This is a genomic window from Brevundimonas sp. SS2672 (assembly GCF_059579685.1).
On the sequence record NZ_CM184201.1, the window covers coordinates 1,995,718 to 2,014,365 of the forward strand.

Consider the following 18,648-nt stretch of genomic DNA (forward strand, 5'->3'; position numbering starts at 1 on the left):
TCCGACCGGAGTTCCGCCATGACCACCCCGCGCCTCGCTTCTTCTCTCATCGCCATGGGCTTCGCCCTGGCCCTGGGCGGTTGCGCCGGCGCGGTTTCGACGCAGACGGCGGCAGTCGTCGCCCGCGACGCGCCCGTGACCTTCTGGGAGGGCTTCCGCGATCACCCGCACGGCTATCTGACGGCCGAGAACACGCCCAACGCCGCCAACTTCCTGCCGCCGCCGCCCGAAGAAGGCTCGTTGCGCGAACAGGCCGACATCGCCGCCTATCGTGAGATGCGCGCGCTGGAAGGGACCGAACGCTGGGAGATCGCCCGCGCCGACAATGAGATCGAGACGCCCGGCGCCCCGCGCGCCTTCGACTGCGCCCTCGGTTTCAAATTCCAGCCGGAACAGATGCCGACCCTGACCTTGCTAATGGGCAAGATGCTGGGCGATCTGGAGATGATCCAGACCCCCGCCAAGAAGGGTTATTTCCGCAAGCGCCCCTTCGTGGTCGAACCTCTGCCGACTTGCATCGCGCCCGAGACATGGCTCGCGGCCAGCGGCTCCTACCCGTCGGGCCACTCGGCGCTGGGCTGGGCCTGGTCACTGGTGCTGGCCGAACTGGCGCCCGACCGCGCCGACGCCATCCTGCGCCGCGGACTGGCCTATGGCGAAAGTCGCGCGGTGTGCGGCGTCCACTATGTTAGCGACGTCGAGGCGGGCCGCATCGTCGGCGCGACCATCGTCACCCGGCTGAAGGCCGATCCGGCGTTCCAGGCCGACTTCGCCCGCGCGAAGCAGGAGTTCGACGCCGCCCGCGCCGCCGCGACCGAAACCACGGCCGCCTGCCCCGCCTCTCTGGCGCGCCAGCCATGGTGAGGCGCGCTTAATCCATGGCGTGAGTGCAAATCCATGACGTAGGCTGACGCAGATCGGCCACGTCGCAAGGGGGAGATCGAGGGAAGGTGACGAAGACAGGGGCGACACGCGTCGCGACAGCATCCCGACGGCGCGGCCGGAAAGGCGGACTTCGGCCCGGCCTGATTACGCTTATGCTGTCGCTGGCCCTGTGCCTCGTCTGGGGCCTGACCGCGCCCCAGGTTCAGGCGCAGGCGCCGCGTGACCGCCTGATCCTCGGCCTGCCGCTGGAGCCGCCGAACCTCGATCCGACCTCGGGCGCAGCGGCGGCGGTGGATGAAGTCGTCTACGCCAACGTCTTCGAGGGCCTGACGAAGCTGACCCAGAACGGCGCCGTCGCGCCATCTCTGGCCGAGTCGTGGGAGGCCGCGCCCGATGGCTTGACCTGGACCTTCCACCTGCGGCGCGGCGTGACCTTTTCCGACGGTTCGCCGTTCGACGCCTCGGTCGCCAAATACTCTCTCGACCGCATCACCGCCGAAGGCTCAACCAACGCCCAGAAGGCCCTGTTCGAGCCGATCAGCAACGTCGAGGTCGTCGATCCGGCGACCCTGCGCATCCACCTGTCCCGGCCCATGGCGACCCTGCCCTATGTCCTGGCCTGGGGCGACGCGGTGATGGTGTCGCCGAACAGCGCCGCGACCAACGCCGTCACCCCCGTCGGCACCGGCCCGTTCAAGCTGCAGAGCTGGCAGCGGGGCAGCCAGCTGACCCTGATCCGCCGCGACGGCTATTGGGGAATACCGCCCCGCCTGAACACCGTCGTCTTCCGGTTCATCAGCGACCCGACCGCCGCCTTCGCCGCCGTCAGCGCCGGCGACGTCGACGCCTTCCCCAACTATCCCGCGCCCGAGAACGTCGCCCAGTTCCAGCGCAACCCGCGCTTCCGCGTCGTCGTCGGCGCTTCCGAGGGCAAGGTCATCCTGGGGATCAACAACACCAGGGCGCCGTTCAACGATATGCGGGTGCGCCGCGCCCTGTCCTACGCCATCGACCGCGACGCCCTGATCCAGGGAGCCATGTTCGGTTTCGGCCAGCCGATCGGCAGCCACTATTCGCGACAGGCGCCGGGCTATGTCGACCTGACCGGCCTCTATCCGCACGATCCGGCCAAGGCACGTCAACTGCTGGCCGAGGCGGGCTATCCCAACGGCATCGACGTGACCCTTCGCCTGCCGCCCCGCCCCTACGCCCGGCGCAGCGGCGAGGTGCTGATCTCCCAACTGGCCGAAGCAGGCATCCGCGCCAAGATCGAGAATCTGGAGTGGGCTCAGTGGCTGGACCAGGTGTTCAAACGCCGCCAGTTCGACCTGACCATCGTCGAGCACGTCGAGCCGATGGACTACGATATCTATGGCCGCAAGGACTATTACTTCGGCTACGACAGCCCCGCCTTCGACGCCCTGCTGGCCGAAGTAAACGCCGCCCCTGACGAGCCGACGCGCAACCGTCTGTTGGGCGATCTGCAACGCCGCATCGCCGAGGACGCGGTCAACGGCTTCCTGTTCCAGTCCTCGCGCATCGGCGTGTGGAAGGCCGACCTGAACGGCCTGTGGATCAACGGCCCCATCGCCGCCAATGACGTGACCGGCGCCTACTGGACCGGCGCGGGCGCCGCGACGACCGCCAGCACCGAACGTACCGGCGGCGGCCTGCCCTGGGGCTGGATCAGCCTGATTGCGGGCGCGGCGCTCCTCGCATTCGTCGCCTGGCGCTTCGGCGCCGCCTGGCTGCTGAAGAAACTGGGCGGCCACGCCCTGACGCTGCTGGCGGCGACTGTCGTCATCTTCCTGCTGCTGCAGGTCGTGCCCGGCGATCCGGCCAGCTATATGATGGGGCTGAACGCCAGCCCGGAGAGCATCGCCGCCCTGCGCCAGCAGATGGGCCTCGAAGGCTCGGGCCTTGAGCGCTACTTCGCCTGGCTCGGCGACCTGCTGACCGGCAAATTCGGGACCAGCTACACCTATCAGGTGCCGGTCGGCGGCCTGATCGCCGAACGTCTGGCCGTCTCGGCGCCGCTGGCCCTGATGGCCACCGTCCTGTCGCTGCTGGTCGCCCTGCCCATCGGCGTCACCGCCGCCAGCCGCCGGGGAACCGCCGTCGACACCGGCCTGATCGGCGTGACGCAGGTCGGCGTCGCCCTGCCCAACTTCTGGATCGCCATGCTGCTGATCCTGCTGTTCTCGGTGAACCTGGGCTGGTTCTCGGCGGGCGGCTTCCCCGGCTGGAGCGCCGGCTTCTGGCCCGCCTTCAAGGCCCTGATCCTGCCCGCCGTCGCGCTGGCCGCGCCGCAGGCCGCCATTCTGGCGCGCGTGCTGAGAACCGCCCTGCTCGACACTATGAACGAGGACTATGTCCGCACCGCCCGCGCCAAGGGGCTATCGGTCAATCAGGCCCTGTGGCGGCACGCGCTCAGGAACGCCTGGATCCCGGTCCTGACCATTCTGGGCCTTCAGTTCCCGTTCCTGCTGGCGGGCGGCATCATCATCGAGAACGTCTTCTCCCTGCCCGGCTTGGGCCGACTGGTCTTCCAGGCCATCACCCAGCGCGACCTGATCGTGGTGCAGAGCGTGGTGGTGGTGCTGGTCTTCGCCGTGGTTCTGGTCAGCTTCCTGATCGACCTGGCCTATCTGTTCGCTGATCCGCGCCTGAGGGGACGCCGCGCATGACCGACGCCCCCGCTATCACCGCCCCCGCCAAGCCCCGCGTGCGCTGGCCCCTGTCGCTGATCGTCGGCGCAGGCCTAACCGCCGTGGTGCTGGCGACCGCCCTGCTGGCCCTGGTCTGGACGCCCTATGACGTCGAGGCGGTCGACATCGCCGCCAAGCTGACCGCTCCCTCCGCCGCCCACTGGATGGGCACGGACCACTTCGGCCGCGACGTGCTGTCGATGATCATGGCGGGGGCGCAGAACTCCCTCGTCGTCGCCTTCGTCGCCGTCGGCATCGGCGTCGCAATCGGCACGCCTCTGGGCCTGACAGCCGCCGCGCGCGGCGGGTGGATCGACGAACTGGTCATGCGCGGCAACGACCTGATCTTCGCCTTCCCCGCCCTGCTGCTGGCCGTGATGATCACCGCCGTCACGGGGCCGGGCGCGATCAACGCCGTCATCGCCATCGGCGTCTTCAACATCCCCGTCTTCACCCGCGTCGCGCGCGGCGCCGCCCAAGGGCTGTGGACCCGCGAATACGTCCTGGCTGCCCGCACGGCGGGCAAGTCCAAGACCCTGATCTCGCTCCAGCACATCCTGCCCAATCTGATGAGCCTGCTGGTCGTGCAGGCGGCGATCCAGTTCGCCGTCGGCATCGTCGCCGAAGCGGGCCTGTCCTACGTCGGCCTGGGCGCCCAGCCGCCTGCGCCCAGCTGGGGCCGGATGCTGGCCGAGGCCCAGACCATGATCGGCTTCGCGCCGTGGCTGGCCATCATGCCCGGCCTCGCCATCTTCGTGACCGTGCTGGGCCTCAGCCTGACCGGCGACGGCCTGCGCGACCTGTTCGACCCGCGCGTGCGGCGGGAGCGTTGAGCATGACCGTCCTCGATATCCGCGACCTCAGCCTGTCGATCGGTTCGACGCCGATCCTGAAGAACGTCAGCCTGTCCGTCGCCCCCGGCGAAATCCTCGGCCTCGTCGGCGAGAGCGGCTCGGGCAAGTCCATGACCTCGCTGGCCGTGCTGGGCCTGACGCCGCCGCGCGCGACCATGACGGGCGAGATCCATCTGAACGGCCAACTCGTCTCGAACGCCCCCGACGCCGTCATGCGGCAGGTGCGCGGCCGCGACGTGGGCATCATCTTTCAGGAGCCGATGACGGCCCTGAACCCGGTCATGACCATCGGCGATCAGGTCGCCGAGACGGTGCGCCTGCACAAGAAGGCCTCGCGCAAGGAAGCCCTCGCCGTCGCCCGTTCCGTTCTGGAGCGCGTCGGCCTGCCCACCGAACGCTTCCCCCTGACGCGTTATCCGCACGAACTGTCGGGCGGCCAGAGGCAGCGCGTCGCCATCGCCATCGCCATCGCCCTGACGCCCAAGCTGCTGATCGCGGACGAGGCGACGACGGCGCTGGACGTGACGACGCAGGCCCAGGTGCTGGACCTGCTGAAGCGGTTGGTGCGCGAGGACGGCATGGGTCTGATCCTCATCACCCACGACCTCGCCGTCGTGTCCGAAACCGCCGACCGCGTGGCGGTGATGAAGGACGGCGAACTGGTTGAGGAAGCGCCTGTCGACCGCATTCGCACCGGCATGGCGCACCCCTACTCCCAACGCCTGCTGGCCAACGCCACACACGCCCCGACGCGTCGCAGCCGCCCGCAGGCCGACGCCGCACCTGTGCTTCAGGTCGAAGGCCTGGTGCGCGAATACGGCGGCGCGCCCGCCCTGTTCGGCAAGTCAAAAGCCTTCCGCGCCGTCGATCAGGTCAGCCTGTCGATCCAGCCGGGCGAGAGCGTCGGACTGGTCGGCGAAAGCGGCTGCGGCAAGTCCACCCTGCTGCGCGCCATCCTCGCGCTGGAAACGCCGCAGGCGGGCCGCGTCCGGGTCAAGGGCCGCGACATCACCGCCGCGCGCGGCGGCGCGCTGAAATCCATCCGCCGCGACATCCAGGTGGTGTTCCAGGATCCGTACGGCAGCTTCGACCCGCGCTGGAAGGTCAGCGATCTGATGGCGGAGAACTTCCACCTGCTGGACGCCAAGCTCTCCCCCGCCGAGGCCCGCCGTCGCGTCGATGAAATGCTGGAGCGCGTCGGCCTGAACAGCGCGGCCGCCGACCGCTATCCGCACGAGTTCTCGGGCGGCCAACGCCAGCGCATCGCCATCGCCCGCGCCCTGATCACCGAACCGTCGGTCATCTGTCTGGACGAGGCGGTGTCGGCGCTGGACGTGTCGGTGCGGGCGCAGGTGCTGGACCTGCTGGCCGACCTGTCGGATCGGCTGGGCCTGTCCTACCTCTTCGTCACCCACGACCTCAGCGTGGTGCGCACGGTGACGGATCGCCTGCTGGTCATGCAGGCGGGCAGGATCGTCGAACAGGGAGAGACAGCCGCCGTCTTCGCCGCGCCGTCGCACCCCTATACGCAGAAACTTCTGGCGGCGACGCCGGACCTGGTCCGCAATCACGCTCTGGAAAAGGAAACCGTCGGATGAACCGCAGAACCGTCCTCGGCTCGGCCCTGATCGGCGCCGCAGCCTCCGCCGCCGGCGCCGCCAGCGCCAAACCCGCAGCGCAGTCCGCCGCCCGCGCCTCGGGCCGCACCGGGCCGCTGAACCTGATCACCGACGTCGAGGGCCTCAAGGTCGGTCAGGCGCACGACGCGGGCGTCCGCACCGGCGTCACCGTCATCCTGGCTGAAAAGCCCGCCACCGCCGCCGTGGACGTGCGCGGCGGCGGCCCCGCCGGGCGCGAGACCGACGTGCTGCGCCCTGAAAACCTGGTGCAGGAGGTGGACGCCATCATCCTGTCGGGCGGGTCGGTCTATGGCCTCGGCTCGGCCGACAGCGTCGCCGCCTGGATGGGGATGCGCGGGCGCGGCTACGGCATGGGCGGGGCGCCCGGCGTGCCGCCCTCGCCCATCATCCCGACCGCCTGCCTCTATGACCTGGCCAATGGCGGGAACAAGCAGTGGGAGATGGAGCCGCCCTATCGCCGCCTGTCGGTTCAGGCGCTGGAGGCGGCGGGCGACCGCTTCGACCTCGGCACGGCGGGCGCGGGCTATGGCGCAGAAGCGGGCGCGCTGAAGGGCGGCGTCGGGTCGGCATCGGCGGTCATGGAGGCGGGTTGGACCGTCGGCGCCATCGTGGCGGTCAACAGCGTCGGCTCGGTCGTGGCGCCGGGCGGCAAGAGCTTCTGGGCCGCCCCCTATGAGATCGGCGACGAGTTCGGCGGCCTCGGGTCGTCCGGCCTGCACGCCTCGGCAGAGGACTGGGGCGCGTCCAAGTTCGGCGCCCGACCGCGCGAGAACACCACCATCGCCTGCATCGCCACCGACGTGGCCCTGACCCGCGTGGAGCTTCAGCGCGTAGCCATCATGGCGCAGGACGGCATGGCCCGCGCCATCCGCCCCGCCCACGCCCCCTTCGACGGCGACACTCTGTTCAGCCTGTCGACCGGCAAGAAGGTGATCGACAACCCGGCCCTGCGTCAGGTCGTGGTCGCTCAGCTCGGCAACGTCGCCGCCGACGTGCTGGCTCGCGCCGTGGCGCGCGGCGTCTATCACGCCACCAACTATGAAGGCGTCACCGGCAAGACCTGGCGGGAGATGTAACCCTCTCCTGTTGGGAGAGGGCTTGAGCCTCCAAGAGCCGGAGGCGATTGGCTAAGGCGAAAGGGTGAGGGTTCGCGGGCGAAGTCAGCCGAAAGGCCATTGCGCGACGGCTTACGCCGACTGACAGGACAATCCCCTCACCCCTTCGCGCAAGAACGATCGCTGCGCTCTCGTGCGCTCAAGCCCTCTCCCGCCGGGAGAGGGTTGAACTTTTGGCCGGCTTAGATCGGCGCGCCGGGCGGGACCGCCTGCGCCACTGGCAGCGTCTCGCTGAGCGTCTTCAGCCCCTCGACCGGACCGGTCAGAGCTTCCGCCAGATAGGCGCACTGCGCTGTCTCCAGCCGGTCGCCGCGGCAGCGTTTCAACTGCTCGCCAAAGCGCCGCGCGCTGTCGCGCACCGCGCCCTGAGCCGTCGAGGACAGGTCCTTGCCCTGGATCAGCGCAGCCAGATGGGCGGCGTAGCGGGCGCGAGCGACGCGGCGCAACTCGGCCTGACGCGGGTTCAGCGCCGCGCCCGGGCCGACGGCGACGGCCACCCGGTCCAGCGTCTCGACCAGACCCAGTTGCCCCGGATCACGACGCTCCTGCTCGACCAGACGGTTCAGCCGCTCGGGCGCCAGCAGGGTCTCGAACACCACCTCCGTCGCCGAGGCGGCGGCCGAGGACGGATCGAAGACCGCATCAGTCTTGCTCTCGAACAGTTCGATCTGCATCTGCCGGTCAGAACTGCCCGACTGCACCGAGGACAGCAGGTCGATGACCCCGTCCGGCATGTCCAGCACCTCAGGCGACAGGGCCTGCATCAGCGCCTCAAGCGCGCCGCGCTGACGGTCGGCGCTGATGGGATCGGCGCGTTCATGACCGTCGCCCTTGACCGCATAGGCGTAGTCCACGCCGCCGACCAGCCGCCCCACCGCCGTCGTCTGATAGCGGTGATACAGATAGATGGGCACGATCACGCGGCGCAGGTCGGCCGCCGCCGCTCCGTCCGGCAGATTGTCCAGACCGAAGCGCGACAGGGCGATGCGGCGCACGGCCAGGGTATTGACGAACTCGGCCGTCGGGTCCTCGCCGTTGTCCCACATGGCGCCATAGGCCTGAAGGCTGCCCAGCGGCCGGGTGTCGCCGTCCGAGACGAAGCGATAGCCCCTGGCCTGCGCCTCGGCCGCCAGGGCCGCGCGGCGCGACACCGGGTTCTGGCCCGGCGTGTCGCCATAGAGCCAGTCCACGACATAGCGGTCCCAGGCGCCGACGCCCGTCGTATAGGCGCGGCTGAAGTCCAGACGATCGCCGTCCGCGATGACCCAGGGCGCCGGATAGTCCATGACCGAGGCGCGGTCCTCATACGTCGAGGCTGCGAAGTTATGGGAAATGCCCAGGGCGTGGCCGATCTCGTGCGCCGACAGGTGGCGCAGGCGGTGGTAGGCCAGACGATCGGGATCGTCCTCGCCGCCCGTCCCGGCGCGGGCGGCGCCGACCAGTCCCTCGATGATCATCTTGTCCTGACGGTCGCGCAGCGAGCCCAGCTGCACCACGCCGCGCACGATCTCGCCGGTGCGGGGGTCGTTGACGCTGGTCCCCGTCGACCAGCCGCGCGTCTCGCGGTGAACCCAGGAGATGATGTTGTAGCGGGCGTCCATCGGATGCGCCCCCTCGGGCAGCAGTTCGACCCGGAAGGCGTTGAGATAGCCGACCTGTTCGAAGGCCTGCGCCCACCAATTGCCGCCCTCGATCAGGGCCTCGCGGATGGCCGGCGGGGCGGCGCGATCGACGTAGAAGACAATGGGCTTCTTCACCGGCGAACGGGCGGCCGTCGGATCGGTCTTCTCCAGCCGGAAGCGGCGGGCCAGACGGCTGACCACCGGCGTGTCCAGATCGGCGGCGAAGTCGGTCACCATCACCTGAGCCGAGGTGCCCGAACGCGGATCATGCAGGACCGGGGTGAAGCCATCGTCCGGCAGGCGGATGAAGGAGTGACGCACCGCCAGGGTGACCGAGCGTGTTTCGGGCGAGACGCGCGACAGCTCGCCGCCCGGCTCGTCGCTGGTGAAGGTCTGGACCGTCTGGAACTCGACGTTGTCGGGGAAGACCAGAGTCTCGGCGACGTCGACATAGCCGAGATTGGGCGCCGGCTTGAAACTGCCCAGCTTGGCCCGTTTCAGCCGCCCCACGGCGTTGACGGCGTCCCGCTCCAGGAAACCGGACAGATCCACCGTGACGGACCCGTCGGCTCCGGTCTCCGCCACCTCGCCCGACCACACGACCGGCGAGACGAAGGAGGCGGCGACCGCATTGACCTGATCGGGATCAGCGTCGACGGCGCGGAAGCGATGGTTCTCGAAGGCGGCGAAGACGCGGTCTCCGACCTGACGAAACACCACGATCTGAGCCTGCCCCAGGCCCGAGCGGTCCAGTCCCGCTCCGTCCATGCCGAGGCCCGCCGACAGACCCGGCTGATAGAGATACCGTCCCAGCACCCCGTCCGCGCCCGGCGCCGGCAGGCGCACCGAAACCTTGCCCTTGCGGCTGTCCTGGCGGACGCCGAAGAGGCCGTCCTGCCAGGCCGCCGGCGACGCCGCCGCCGTCGGCGCGGACTGCGCCCCCGCAGGAGCCGCAGCTCCGGCCAACACCAGGCCGGCGGCGCCCGCCAGCAGAACCTTGCGCAACATCGGCTTCCCCCTCCGACGGATTCAACAGCGGACGTTCAGACCACCGAACGCCTCGAACGGCAAGCGGTCGATCAGCGGACGCCCAAGGCCAGGGCGTCCGGACGCCGGGTGTCGGCGGCCCCCAGGAACCGATCCCCGTCCACCATGATGGATTGGGTGCTGCCCATGGTCATTGACGGGCGCACCGTATGGCCGCGCTCGCGCAGCAGGCGCTCCACGTCGGGCGAGAAGCCGCCTTCCAGCTCCAGCGGGCTGTCGCCCCCACCCTGGTTCAGGCGAGGACGCATGGCCGCCTCGGCCACGTTCAGGTTGTGGTCCACGACGTTGGAGATCAACTGAACCATGGTGGCGATGATGTAGCCGCCGCCGGGCGTGCCGGTGATCAGCCAGGGCTTGTCGTCCTTGAACACGATCATCGGCGTGATGGTCGAGCCCAGGCGCTTGCCCGGTGCGGGCGAGTTCGGCTCGCCGCGCGTGCCCCAGGAGAAGTTGTCCAGGTGGTTGTTCAGCAGGATGCCCGTCCCGACCGGAGCGACGTGCGCGCCGTAGGAGTTGGACAGGGTGTAGGTGTTCGACACCGCATTGCCGAAGGCGTCCGCCACCGAATAGTGGGTCGTGTCTTGGCTCTCATAGGGATAGGGATTGCCCTCGGGGATGTCCGCCGCCTTCAGCGTGCGGTCCAGGGCGATCAGCTTGACGCGCTCGGCGGCGAATTCCTTGCTGGCCAGGCCGTGGGCCGGAGTGGTCCACTGCGGCGCGCCCCCGATCAGGCGACGGTCCGACGAGGTGATCTTCATCGCCTCCGAGATCAGGTGCAGGCTGTCGACGCTGCCCCATCCCATGGCCTTCAGGTCGAAATGCTCCAGCAGGTTCAGCGCCTCGGCGACGCTGACGCCCGAGGCCGTCGGCGGCATGAAGGAGATGCGATTCCCACGATAGCTGCCCCAGATCGGCTCGGACACGTCGGCGCGATAGGCGGCCATGTCCTCCAGGGTGATCACGCCGCCCTGGGCCTGGATGCCGGCCACGATCTGGCGCGCCAGTTCGCCCTTGTAGAATTCGTCCGCCCCGCCGCGCGCCACCTTGCGCAGGCTTTCGGCCAGCAGGGGCTGACGGAAGGTCTCGCCCGCGCGATAGACCGAGCCGTCCGGCTTCAGATAGGCCTCGCGCGCGCCCGGATCCGTCGCCAGCACCCTCGCCCGGCCCGCCGTGGCGTCCGCCTCTCCGTCCGACAGGACATAGCCCTCCTCGGCCAGGCGGATCGCCGGCGCGACCAGATCGGCCCAGGGCATGGAGCCGAAGCGCGAGTGCGCCTCCCACAGGCCCATCACCGTGCCCGGCACCGAGACGTTGATGAAGCCCGACGGCTTGGAACGGTCAAACCTGCCGTCCGGCCCCAGCAGAAGCTCAGGCGTCGTCGCGGCGGGCGCCGCGCCGTAATAGTTGACGGCGATGTCCTGCGCCGGCCGGTCCGCCGTGGCGGCCATGTGGACGATCATATAGCCCGAGCCGCCGATGTTGCCCGCGCGCGGCAGGGTGACGGCCTCGGCGAAGGCCACGGCCACGGCCGAATCCACCGCATTGCCGCCCTGGCGCAGGATCTCGACGCCGACGCGGGTGGCCGGATCGCTCTGGCTGACCACCATGCCGCCCCGCCCGATCACCGGGCTGTGGATCTGGCCATAGTTGACGATGTCGCCGCCGCTGCCCGTCGCCGGACGAACCTGGGCCGCCTGCTGCGCCAGGCCGGGCCCGGCCAGCAGCATGAGCGCCGCCGCCGAAACCGCCGTCGCCGCTCTCGTGAAACCAAAACGCATCCTGTTCCCCCGCCGCAAATCCCGCCCGCAGCCGCCGACAAAACAGCCTCGGCGCTGACGACAGGACAACCTTGTCAATATCCATAGCGATAGCATTGCTGAAAAGCGCACCTCAAGGGTGATTCTTAGCGATTATCGCGCTCAATATCTCGGATATCGGCAATATTTATTCTGCAGAGGTTGACGCCTCGTCTGTGGCCGCTTTTAGTCCGAACCGAGGCAAATCGCCGCGCGTGCAGGATTCCATCCGGAGGCGCTCAAGGATTTCGTCTCTTCAAAAATTTGGTCGGGGAACAGGCCGCCTCATCAAAGGGCGCCGCACTGACCGCAAACGGGGATGCAGATGTCATGAGTTCAATCTTTGCGCGTCACAGCATGAAAACGGCCCTGCTGGCCACCACCGCCCTCTTGGGCGCTACGACGGCGACCGCCCAGGACGCCTCGCAGGAAGCCACCCAGGTCGACGAGATCGTCGTCGTCGGCTCGCAGATCCGCGGTGCCAAGGTGACGGCGGCTCTGCCTGTCACCAACATCGGCGAGGAACAGATCCTGTCGTCGGCCGCCACCTCGGGCGATGAGCTGATGCGCTCCATTCCCCAGATGGGCGATGTAACCTTCAACTCGGCCTATCTGCCGGCGACCTCCAACTCGGCGCGCGGCGACACCGGTTCGGTCAACCTGCGCAACCTCGGCATCGGCAACACTCTGGTGCTGCTGAACGGCCGCCGCGTCGTCGGCCACCCGACGTCGCAGGCGAACGAGCACCTGGTGCCGGTCCTGACCTACAACACCAACGCCATCCCGGTGTCGGGCCTGAAGCGTCTGGAAGTCCTGCGTGACGGCGCCGCCGCCATCTACGGCGCCGACGCGGTGGCCGGCGTGGTCAACACCGTCCTGCGCGACGACATGAACAACTGGACCGTCTCGGCCCAGTACGGCGTCGCCGAAGGCACCGACATGTGGGAGACCAACCTGTCCGTCTATGGCGGCCACGACTTCGCCGATGGGCGCGGCAACCTGTCGGTGTTCTTCAACTACGACCACCGCGACGAACTTTCGACGCTGGATCAGGATTACACCGCCTCGTCCGACCGTCGGCCCCTGTTCGCGGGCACGGGCTATGAGACCAGCACCTCGCTGAACGGCCTGTCGTCGCTCAGCCCTTGGGGTTATTTCCGCACCGCAGGCGGCAGCGTCCGCCTGCCGGGCGCCACCGGCAATCTCACCGCCTTCGGCATCCAGCCCGACAGCCTCGGCAACTGCGCCGCCAGCCTGGGCGACGGCCTGTGCGTCAAGTCCGGCGTCTCGGTCGATCCCGCCATCCAGTCTGATCTGGCCGCGGAGGACCTTACCGTCATGCCCGAGGTTGATCGCTACAACCTGTTCATGACCGGCCGTTACAAGCTGACTGACAACGTCGAGGCCTTCGGCGAACTGGGCGGCTACTACGCCGAGACCTCGGCCCGCCAGGCCCCGATCAATACCCTGTCGTCCATCGTTCTGACGATCCCCAAGACTAACTACTACAACCCCTTCGGCCCGATCCTGTTCGCCGATGGCTCGGTCAACCCCAACCGTATGCCCGGCATCACCGCCCCGGCTGAAGGCGTCGACCTCCTGCTCAGCGGCTATCGCTTCAGCGACTTGGGTCCGATCCAGGTGGATGTGACCAACAAGCAGTATCGCGCCCTGGGCGGCCTGCGCGGCGACTGGAACGGCTGGAATTGGGAAACCGCCCTGCTCTACTCCGAGGCCAACGCCGAGGACCTAAGCGACAACGTCGTCACCAGCGCGCTTCAGAAGCAGCTCGCCCTGTCGACGCCCGACGCCTACAACCCGTTCAACGGCGGCGACCTGTCCAATCCGCGGGTCGGCGACGGCACGCCCAGCAACCAGGCCGCCCTGGACGCCATCCGCACCAAGATGCGGCGCTATACCGAGACCAGCCTGGCCCTTTGGGACTTCAAGGTCTCGCGTCCTGACCTGTTCACCCTGCCCGGCGGTCCGGTCGGCATGGCGGCGGGCGTCGAGGCGCGCCACGAAACCCAACTGGACGACCGCGACCACCGCATCGACGGCACGACCACCTTCACCGACGTGTCGGGCGCGGTTTACAGCGACCTGATCAACTCCTCGATGAACCCGGACACCGAGGGCAAGCGCGACGTCTATTCGGCCTACCTCGAGTTCGCCATCCCACTGGTCTCGCCTGAGATGAACATCCCGTTCGTCCACAATCTGGAAGCCCAGATCGCCGGCCGCTACGAGCACTATTCGGACTTCGGCGACGTCGCCAAGCCCAAGGTCGCCGTGGCCTGGGACCTGGCCGAAGGCGTGCGGGTTCGCGGCTCCTGGGCCCAGGGCTTCCGCGCCCCGAACCTGGAGCAGATCAACGCCACCGTCGTGACCCGCTCGAACAACAGCACCGACTGGGCCTACTGCGAGGCCCTGTCGCGCCGCGGAGCCATCGCCGGGCTGAACAGCTGTGTCGGCGCCACTGTGCCGAACACCTTCCCGGACGCCTCCTCGGTCAACACCGCCCGCATCCGCCGCAACGTGGCCGAACAGCGCGCCGGCAACCCTGACCTGAAGCCGGAAGAGTCGGAAACCATGTCGTTCGGCGTGGTGCTTCAGCCGGACTTCACCCCGGCCAACCTGGGCGACTTCACCATCACGGTCGACTGGTGGAACGTTCAGCAGGAAGGCATGGTCGGCGTCTTCCGCGGCCAGAACGCCCTGACGCTGGACTATCTGCTGCGCAAGCAGGGCAGTTCCAACCCCAACGTCGTCCGCGCCGATCCGACGGCTGAGGACATCGCCATCTACGCCGGAACGGGCCTGACCCCGGCGGGCGAGATTCTCTATGTGCGCGACCTCTACGACAACCTGCAGCCGCAGGAAGTCCAGGGCATCGACCTGGGCGTCATGTGGAGCCAGCGCGGCACGCGGTTCGGCGACTTCAGCGCCAACTTCAACCTCTCGCACCTGCTGAAATACTACCTGGAGCCGTCTCCCGCCGTTCAGGCGCTGATGGACGCCAAGGCCAAGGGCGATATCGACCCGACCATCTCGTTCAGCGGCGCGGCGGGCGATCTGATCCGCGACAACGGCCGCCCGGAATGGAAATGGTCGGCCTCGGCGACGTGGCGCTATCAGAACGTCACCGTCGGCGCCTACACCTCCTATACCGGCAGCGTTTATCAGGACTTCCTGCTGAACGGCGCCAATCAGGCCTGGGTCGTGGACTCGCTGATGACCGCCAACCTCTACGGCGAGTATGAGTTCGACAACGGCCTGCTGGAGGGCGCCGCGATCCGCCTCGGCGTGCGCAACCTGACCGACGAGCAGCCGCCGCTGGCCGCCGACGGCTACCTGGGCACGGTTCACCAACCCTATGGTCGCTATTGGTACGGCAGCATCCGCAAGACCTTCTGATCCGGTCTTGAGGCCTTTTCGGGCGGGGGCGATGATCGTCCCCGCCCTTTCTACTTTTGATGTTCGTTTGGAGTTCCCGATGAAGCCCGTTTCGATGCGCGTCCTGGCGCTCGCCGCCGCCCTGGCCCTGCCGCTGGCCTCGCCTGCCGTCGCCGCCGAACTGTCGCCCCAGGCCAAGGCACAGATCACCTCGACCGTCGACCGCAACCAGGCCGCCCTCGACAGCGCCGCGCTGGAAATCTGGAAGTTCGCCGAGTTGGGCTATCAGGAGACCCAGAGCTCGGCCCTGCTCCAGGGCCAACTTCGCGACGCGGGTTTCACCGTGACCCCCGGCATCGCCAATGAGCCGACCGCCTTCCTCGCCAGCTTCAAGACCGGCGAGGGCCCGGTCATCGCGGTCCTGGCCGAATACGACGCCCTGCCCGGCCTGTCGCAGACCCTGAGCCCGGTCCAGGAATCGGCGGGCGGCCACGCGGGCCACGGCTGCGGCCACAACCTGTTCGGCGCCGCCTCGGTCCACGCCGCCATCGCCGTGAAGGCCTGGATGGAGGCCAACAACATCAAGGGCGAACTGCGCGTCTACGGCACGCCCGCCGAGGAAGGCGGCTCGGGCAAGGTCTATATGGTGCGCGACGGCCTCTTCGATGACGTCGACGTCTCGCTGCACTGGCACCCCGGCAATGTGAACTCGGCCCGCCAGGGCGACACCATGGCCAACGTCTCGGGCAAGTTCCGCTTCTACGGCACCGCCTCCCACGCCGCCGCCGCGCCCGACAAGGGCCGCTCGGCGCTCGATGGCGTCGAGTCGCTGAACTACATGGTCAACATGATGCGCGAGCACGTGCCGGACCGCACCCGTATCCACTACGCCATCACCGACGGCGGCAAGGCGCCGAACGTCGTCCCGGCCTATGCAGAAGCCTACTACTACGTCCGCCACAACGATCCGGAGATCGTGCGCGACGTGCTGGAGCGGGTGAAGCTGGCGGCCGACGGCGCCGCCCTGGGCACCGGCACCCGCGTCGAGTTCGAAGCCATCGGCGGCGTCTATTCCATGCTGCCGAACGAGGCCCTGATGCATGTCATGGACCGTAACCTGCGCAGCGTCGGCGGCATCACCTGGACGCCCGAGGAGATCGCCCTGGCGACCGAGATCCAGAAGACCCTGACCACCCAGCCTGACCTGGCCTCCGTCGGTCAGATCGAGGACGCCGTGATCGGCGGCGACTTCGGCGGCTCGACCGACGTTTCCGACGTGTCCTGGGTCACGCCGACGGTCGGTCTGTCGACGGCAACCTTCGTTCCCGGTTCAGCCGGCCACTCGTGGCAGAACGTGGTGGCCGCCGGCACGACCATCGGTCTGAAGGGCGCGCACCTGGCGGCCAAGACCCTGGCCCTGACCACCGCCGAACTGTTCCAGAGCCCGGACACCATCGCCGCCGCCAAGGCCGAGTTCGAGCAACGTCGCGGTCCGAACTTCGAATACCGCGCCCTGCTGGGCGACCGCGCTCCGGCGCTGAACTACCGCGACTGACCGTCATGGCCCTCGGGCTCGTCCCGAGGGCCTTCGTCGTCGCCTTCGCTGTCGCGTCAGTTCGCTGGATGCTGAGCGGCCAGGTCCTTGAGATACTGCCCCATGGATCGCGGCGCCCGTCCAAGCGCAGCGGTCAAGGCTAGGCTGTTGCCGCCCATGCCGTAATTCGAATAGTGCTCATACACTTTTTCAAGCAGATCAATTTGGTCTTCCGAATAGGGCAAGCTGACACGACGGGACCATTCGTCGAAGCTCGGCTCGACGGCCTCGACCTGTCGACCGATTTCCTTCGAAATCAATGCAGCGATGTCGTTGCGACTGAACATGCCCGCCGATAGCTCCAGCGTGGCGAACGCCAATGTATCTTGCGTAAGCGCCACTGCAGCCGCTTCGGCCACGTCCCGGTAATCGACGCGCGCGATCCTGACGTCCTTGGGAAAGGGCTCGCCGAAACGGCCGTCTGAAAGGATCGACGGCCAAGCCATGGCGATATTTTGCATGAAGTTCGCAGGCTGCAGGATCGTGTACTCGAGTCTGGAGGAATAAAGCGCTTCCTCTACCGGAATCTTGCTAGCGTGGTTGCTCAAGCGCCTATTGGTCGGCTGGATCACCGACGAGAAGACAAACTTCCTGACGCCGCTTCGCTCCGCAGCCTCAACCAGGGCCAGGCCCATCGCCGCCTCGTCGACGGTGAAGGCCGGACCGATATGGAAAATCCCATCCACGCCCCGTGTCGCCTCCGAGAGGCTCCCGGCATCGCGCAGGTCTCCAATGGCGATCTCGGCGGCGCCTCTCGAACGGGCGAGCGCGGCCTCGTTCTCATCGCGCACCAAGGCGCGGACGACGACGCCGCGACGCTGCAACTCGGGGACAACCAGTCCAGCCACCCGTCCTGCGGCCCCAATGACAAGTACGGAAGATTCCACGCGTTTCATCGCTATCTCCTTGGCTCGATGACAATGGAGCGACGATAAATTCTCTCGATCTTCGAGACTATTTGTTTAAAATGGAAATTTGACTTCCACTTATCGAGATACCGAATGAGCCGCCTGGAAGATCTCGAAGCCTTCATTCGCATTGCCGAGACGGGCAGTTTGACGGCTGCGGCGCGACGCCTCGGCCGATCGCTGCAGGCGGTCAGCCGTTCTCTCGCCTCGCTTGAAGACGACGTCGGCGTCCAACTCGTTCATCGCACCACGCGACAATCGGCGCTAAGCGAGGCGGGCCACGCCTTCTACCGACGCGTGAAGCCTGCCCTGCTGGATATTCAGGAGGCCCGGCTCGAGGCCGCCGATAGAAAATCCGCGCCTTCAGGCGTCCTTCGCATCGGCGCGCCCACCTTGTTCGGCCCCGATTTTCTGGTTCCGATCATAGCCGACTTCATGACGGCCCATCCGCAGGTCGAGATCGATCTTCAGTTGTCGGATTCCTTCGTGGATCTCGCCGCCGAAGAACTCGATCTCGTGGTGCGTATCGCGGACCTGCCGGATTCCGGTCTTCAGGGGCGAAGATTAGGCGCCCTTCGTCGCGTGGTTTTCGGCGCGCCGTCGTACTTCGAGCGACATGGACGGCCAGCCCGTCCGACCGATCTGCGCCAGCACGCCTGCATCGTCAGGACCGCCGCACAAAGGTCGGATCAGTGGGCGTTCCAGATTGACGGCAAGACGAGGCGGATCGGCGTTCGCGGCGCCTTTCGATGCAACACCATGCCTGGCGTTTATGCGGCGGTGAGTTATGGGCTCGGCCTGGGGTATTCGCCCCTGTGGCAGATCCGGCGCCTCGTCGAAACGGGACAGGTGCAGGTCATTCTCGAGGACTTCGAACCCAAGCCTGTCCCGATCCACGCGCTATGGCGCGAGAACAAGCTCCCCCCGCCAAGGTTCGCGCCTTTGTCGACCTCCTGGCCGGACAGCTCAGGATCGAAGACCTCTGAAGGGTCGTCGCCGTCACGCCTCTATCCGGACGCCTCAACCCAATTATACCATTCGGTACAAAAAACTTGATGGAGGCCGGATCTTCGCCTACAGCCA

The 18,648-nt window shown here is 67.8% G+C and carries 11 protein-coding genes; 8 read left to right on the forward strand and 3 right to left on the reverse strand.

Going from position 1 to position 18,648, the window contains the following annotated elements; translation table 11 throughout:
* The first annotated feature begins 18 nt into the window (after positions 1–18).
* The 5 genes from AC52GN_RS10070 (at position 19) to AC52GN_RS10090 (ending at position 7,163) form a co-directional block, all read left to right on the forward strand.
* Positions 19–864: an acid phosphatase gene (locus tag AC52GN_RS10070; RefSeq protein ID WP_496526948.1), complete on the forward strand. Its 846-nt coding sequence runs from the start codon at positions 19–21 to the stop codon at positions 862–864.
* A gap of 173 nt (positions 865–1,037) precedes the next feature.
* A complete protein-coding gene (locus tag AC52GN_RS10075) occupies positions 1,038–3,572 on the forward strand; it encodes an ABC transporter substrate-binding protein (RefSeq protein WP_496526949.1) in 2,535 nt (844 codons plus the stop codon).
* The gene (locus AC52GN_RS10080) at positions 3,569–4,426 is read left to right on the forward strand and encodes an ABC transporter permease (RefSeq protein WP_496526950.1); all 858 of its coding nucleotides are present in this window, start codon (positions 3,569–3,571) and stop codon (positions 4,424–4,426) included. The genes AC52GN_RS10075 and AC52GN_RS10080 overlap by 4 nt, the downstream gene beginning before the upstream one ends.
* A 2-nt stretch (positions 4,427–4,428) precedes the next feature.
* Positions 4,429–6,045, forward strand: a complete 1,617-nt coding sequence (locus tag AC52GN_RS10085; protein WP_496526951.1) for an ABC transporter ATP-binding protein — start codon at positions 4,429–4,431, stop codon at positions 6,043–6,045.
* Positions 6,042–7,163: a P1 family peptidase gene (locus tag AC52GN_RS10090; protein ID WP_496526952.1), complete on the forward strand. Its 1,122-nt coding sequence runs from the start codon at positions 6,042–6,044 to the stop codon at positions 7,161–7,163. Before AC52GN_RS10085 ends, AC52GN_RS10090 begins: the two co-directional genes overlap by 4 nt.
* A 221-nt stretch (positions 7,164–7,384) precedes the next feature.
* On the opposite strand, the gene AC52GN_RS10095 is transcribed toward AC52GN_RS10090, so the two are convergent.
* Both AC52GN_RS10095 and ggt read right to left on the reverse strand, forming a co-directional pair.
* The gene (locus AC52GN_RS10095; RefSeq protein ID WP_496526953.1) at positions 7,385–9,832 is read right to left on the reverse strand and encodes a zinc-dependent metalloprotease; all 2,448 of its coding nucleotides are present in this window, start codon (positions 9,830–9,832) and stop codon (positions 7,385–7,387) included.
* 71 nt (positions 9,833–9,903) lie between these two features.
* Positions 9,904–11,649, reverse strand: coding sequence for a gamma-glutamyltransferase (ggt, locus tag AC52GN_RS10100; protein WP_496526954.1), 1,746 nt, complete (start codon positions 11,647–11,649; stop codon positions 9,904–9,906).
* 348 nt (positions 11,650–11,997) lie between these two features.
* Here ggt and AC52GN_RS10105 point away from each other — a divergent pair, with 348 nt between their 5' ends.
* Together AC52GN_RS10105 and AC52GN_RS10110 are read left to right on the forward strand one after the other, a co-directional pair.
* On the forward strand, positions 11,998–15,084 hold the full coding sequence (locus tag AC52GN_RS10105) for a TonB-dependent receptor domain-containing protein (protein ID WP_496526955.1): 3,087 nt from the start codon (positions 11,998–12,000) through the stop codon (positions 15,082–15,084).
* Between the two features lie 79 nt (positions 15,085–15,163).
* On the forward strand, positions 15,164–16,618 hold the full coding sequence (locus AC52GN_RS10110; protein ID WP_496526956.1) for an amidohydrolase: 1,455 nt from the start codon (positions 15,164–15,166) through the stop codon (positions 16,616–16,618).
* A 56-nt stretch (positions 16,619–16,674) separates the two neighbouring features.
* Here AC52GN_RS10110 and AC52GN_RS10115 read toward each other — a convergent pair whose 3' ends face one another.
* Positions 16,675–17,553, reverse strand: coding sequence for an NmrA/HSCARG family protein (locus AC52GN_RS10115; RefSeq protein ID WP_496526957.1), 879 nt, complete (start codon positions 17,551–17,553; stop codon positions 16,675–16,677).
* A 105-nt stretch (positions 17,554–17,658) separates the two neighbouring features.
* Here AC52GN_RS10115 and AC52GN_RS10120 point away from each other — a divergent pair, with 105 nt between their 5' ends.
* Positions 17,659–18,621: a LysR family transcriptional regulator gene (locus tag AC52GN_RS10120; protein ID WP_496526958.1), complete on the forward strand. Its 963-nt coding sequence runs from the start codon at positions 17,659–17,661 to the stop codon at positions 18,619–18,621.
* The last annotated feature ends 27 nt before the right edge of the window (positions 18,622–18,648 follow it).

Coding starts and splice junctions, on each gene's coding strand:
- AC52GN_RS10070 (WP_496526948.1), top strand. CDS start 19: ATGACCACCCCGCGCCTCGCTTCTTCTCTCATCGCCATGGGCTTCGCC.
- AC52GN_RS10075 (WP_496526949.1), top strand. CDS start 1,038: ATGCTGTCGCTGGCCCTGTGCCTCGTCTGGGGCCTGACCGCGCCCCAG.
- AC52GN_RS10080 (WP_496526950.1), top strand. CDS start 3,569: ATGACCGACGCCCCCGCTATCACCGCCCCCGCCAAGCCCCGCGTGCGC.
- AC52GN_RS10085 (WP_496526951.1), top strand. CDS start 4,429: ATGACCGTCCTCGATATCCGCGACCTCAGCCTGTCGATCGGTTCGACG.
- AC52GN_RS10090 (WP_496526952.1), top strand. CDS start 6,042: ATGAACCGCAGAACCGTCCTCGGCTCGGCCCTGATCGGCGCCGCAGCC.
- AC52GN_RS10095 (WP_496526953.1), bottom strand. CDS start 9,832: ATGTTGCGCAAGGTTCTGCTGGCGGGCGCCGCCGGCCTGGTGTTGGCC.
- ggt (WP_496526954.1), bottom strand. CDS start 11,649: ATGCGTTTTGGTTTCACGAGAGCGGCGACGGCGGTTTCGGCGGCGGCG.
- AC52GN_RS10105 (WP_496526955.1), top strand. CDS start 11,998: ATGAGTTCAATCTTTGCGCGTCACAGCATGAAAACGGCCCTGCTGGCC.
- AC52GN_RS10110 (WP_496526956.1), top strand. CDS start 15,164: ATGAAGCCCGTTTCGATGCGCGTCCTGGCGCTCGCCGCCGCCCTGGCC.
- AC52GN_RS10115 (WP_496526957.1), bottom strand. CDS start 17,553: ATGAAACGCGTGGAATCTTCCGTACTTGTCATTGGGGCCGCAGGACGG.
- AC52GN_RS10120 (WP_496526958.1), top strand. CDS start 17,659: ATGAGCCGCCTGGAAGATCTCGAAGCCTTCATTCGCATTGCCGAGACG.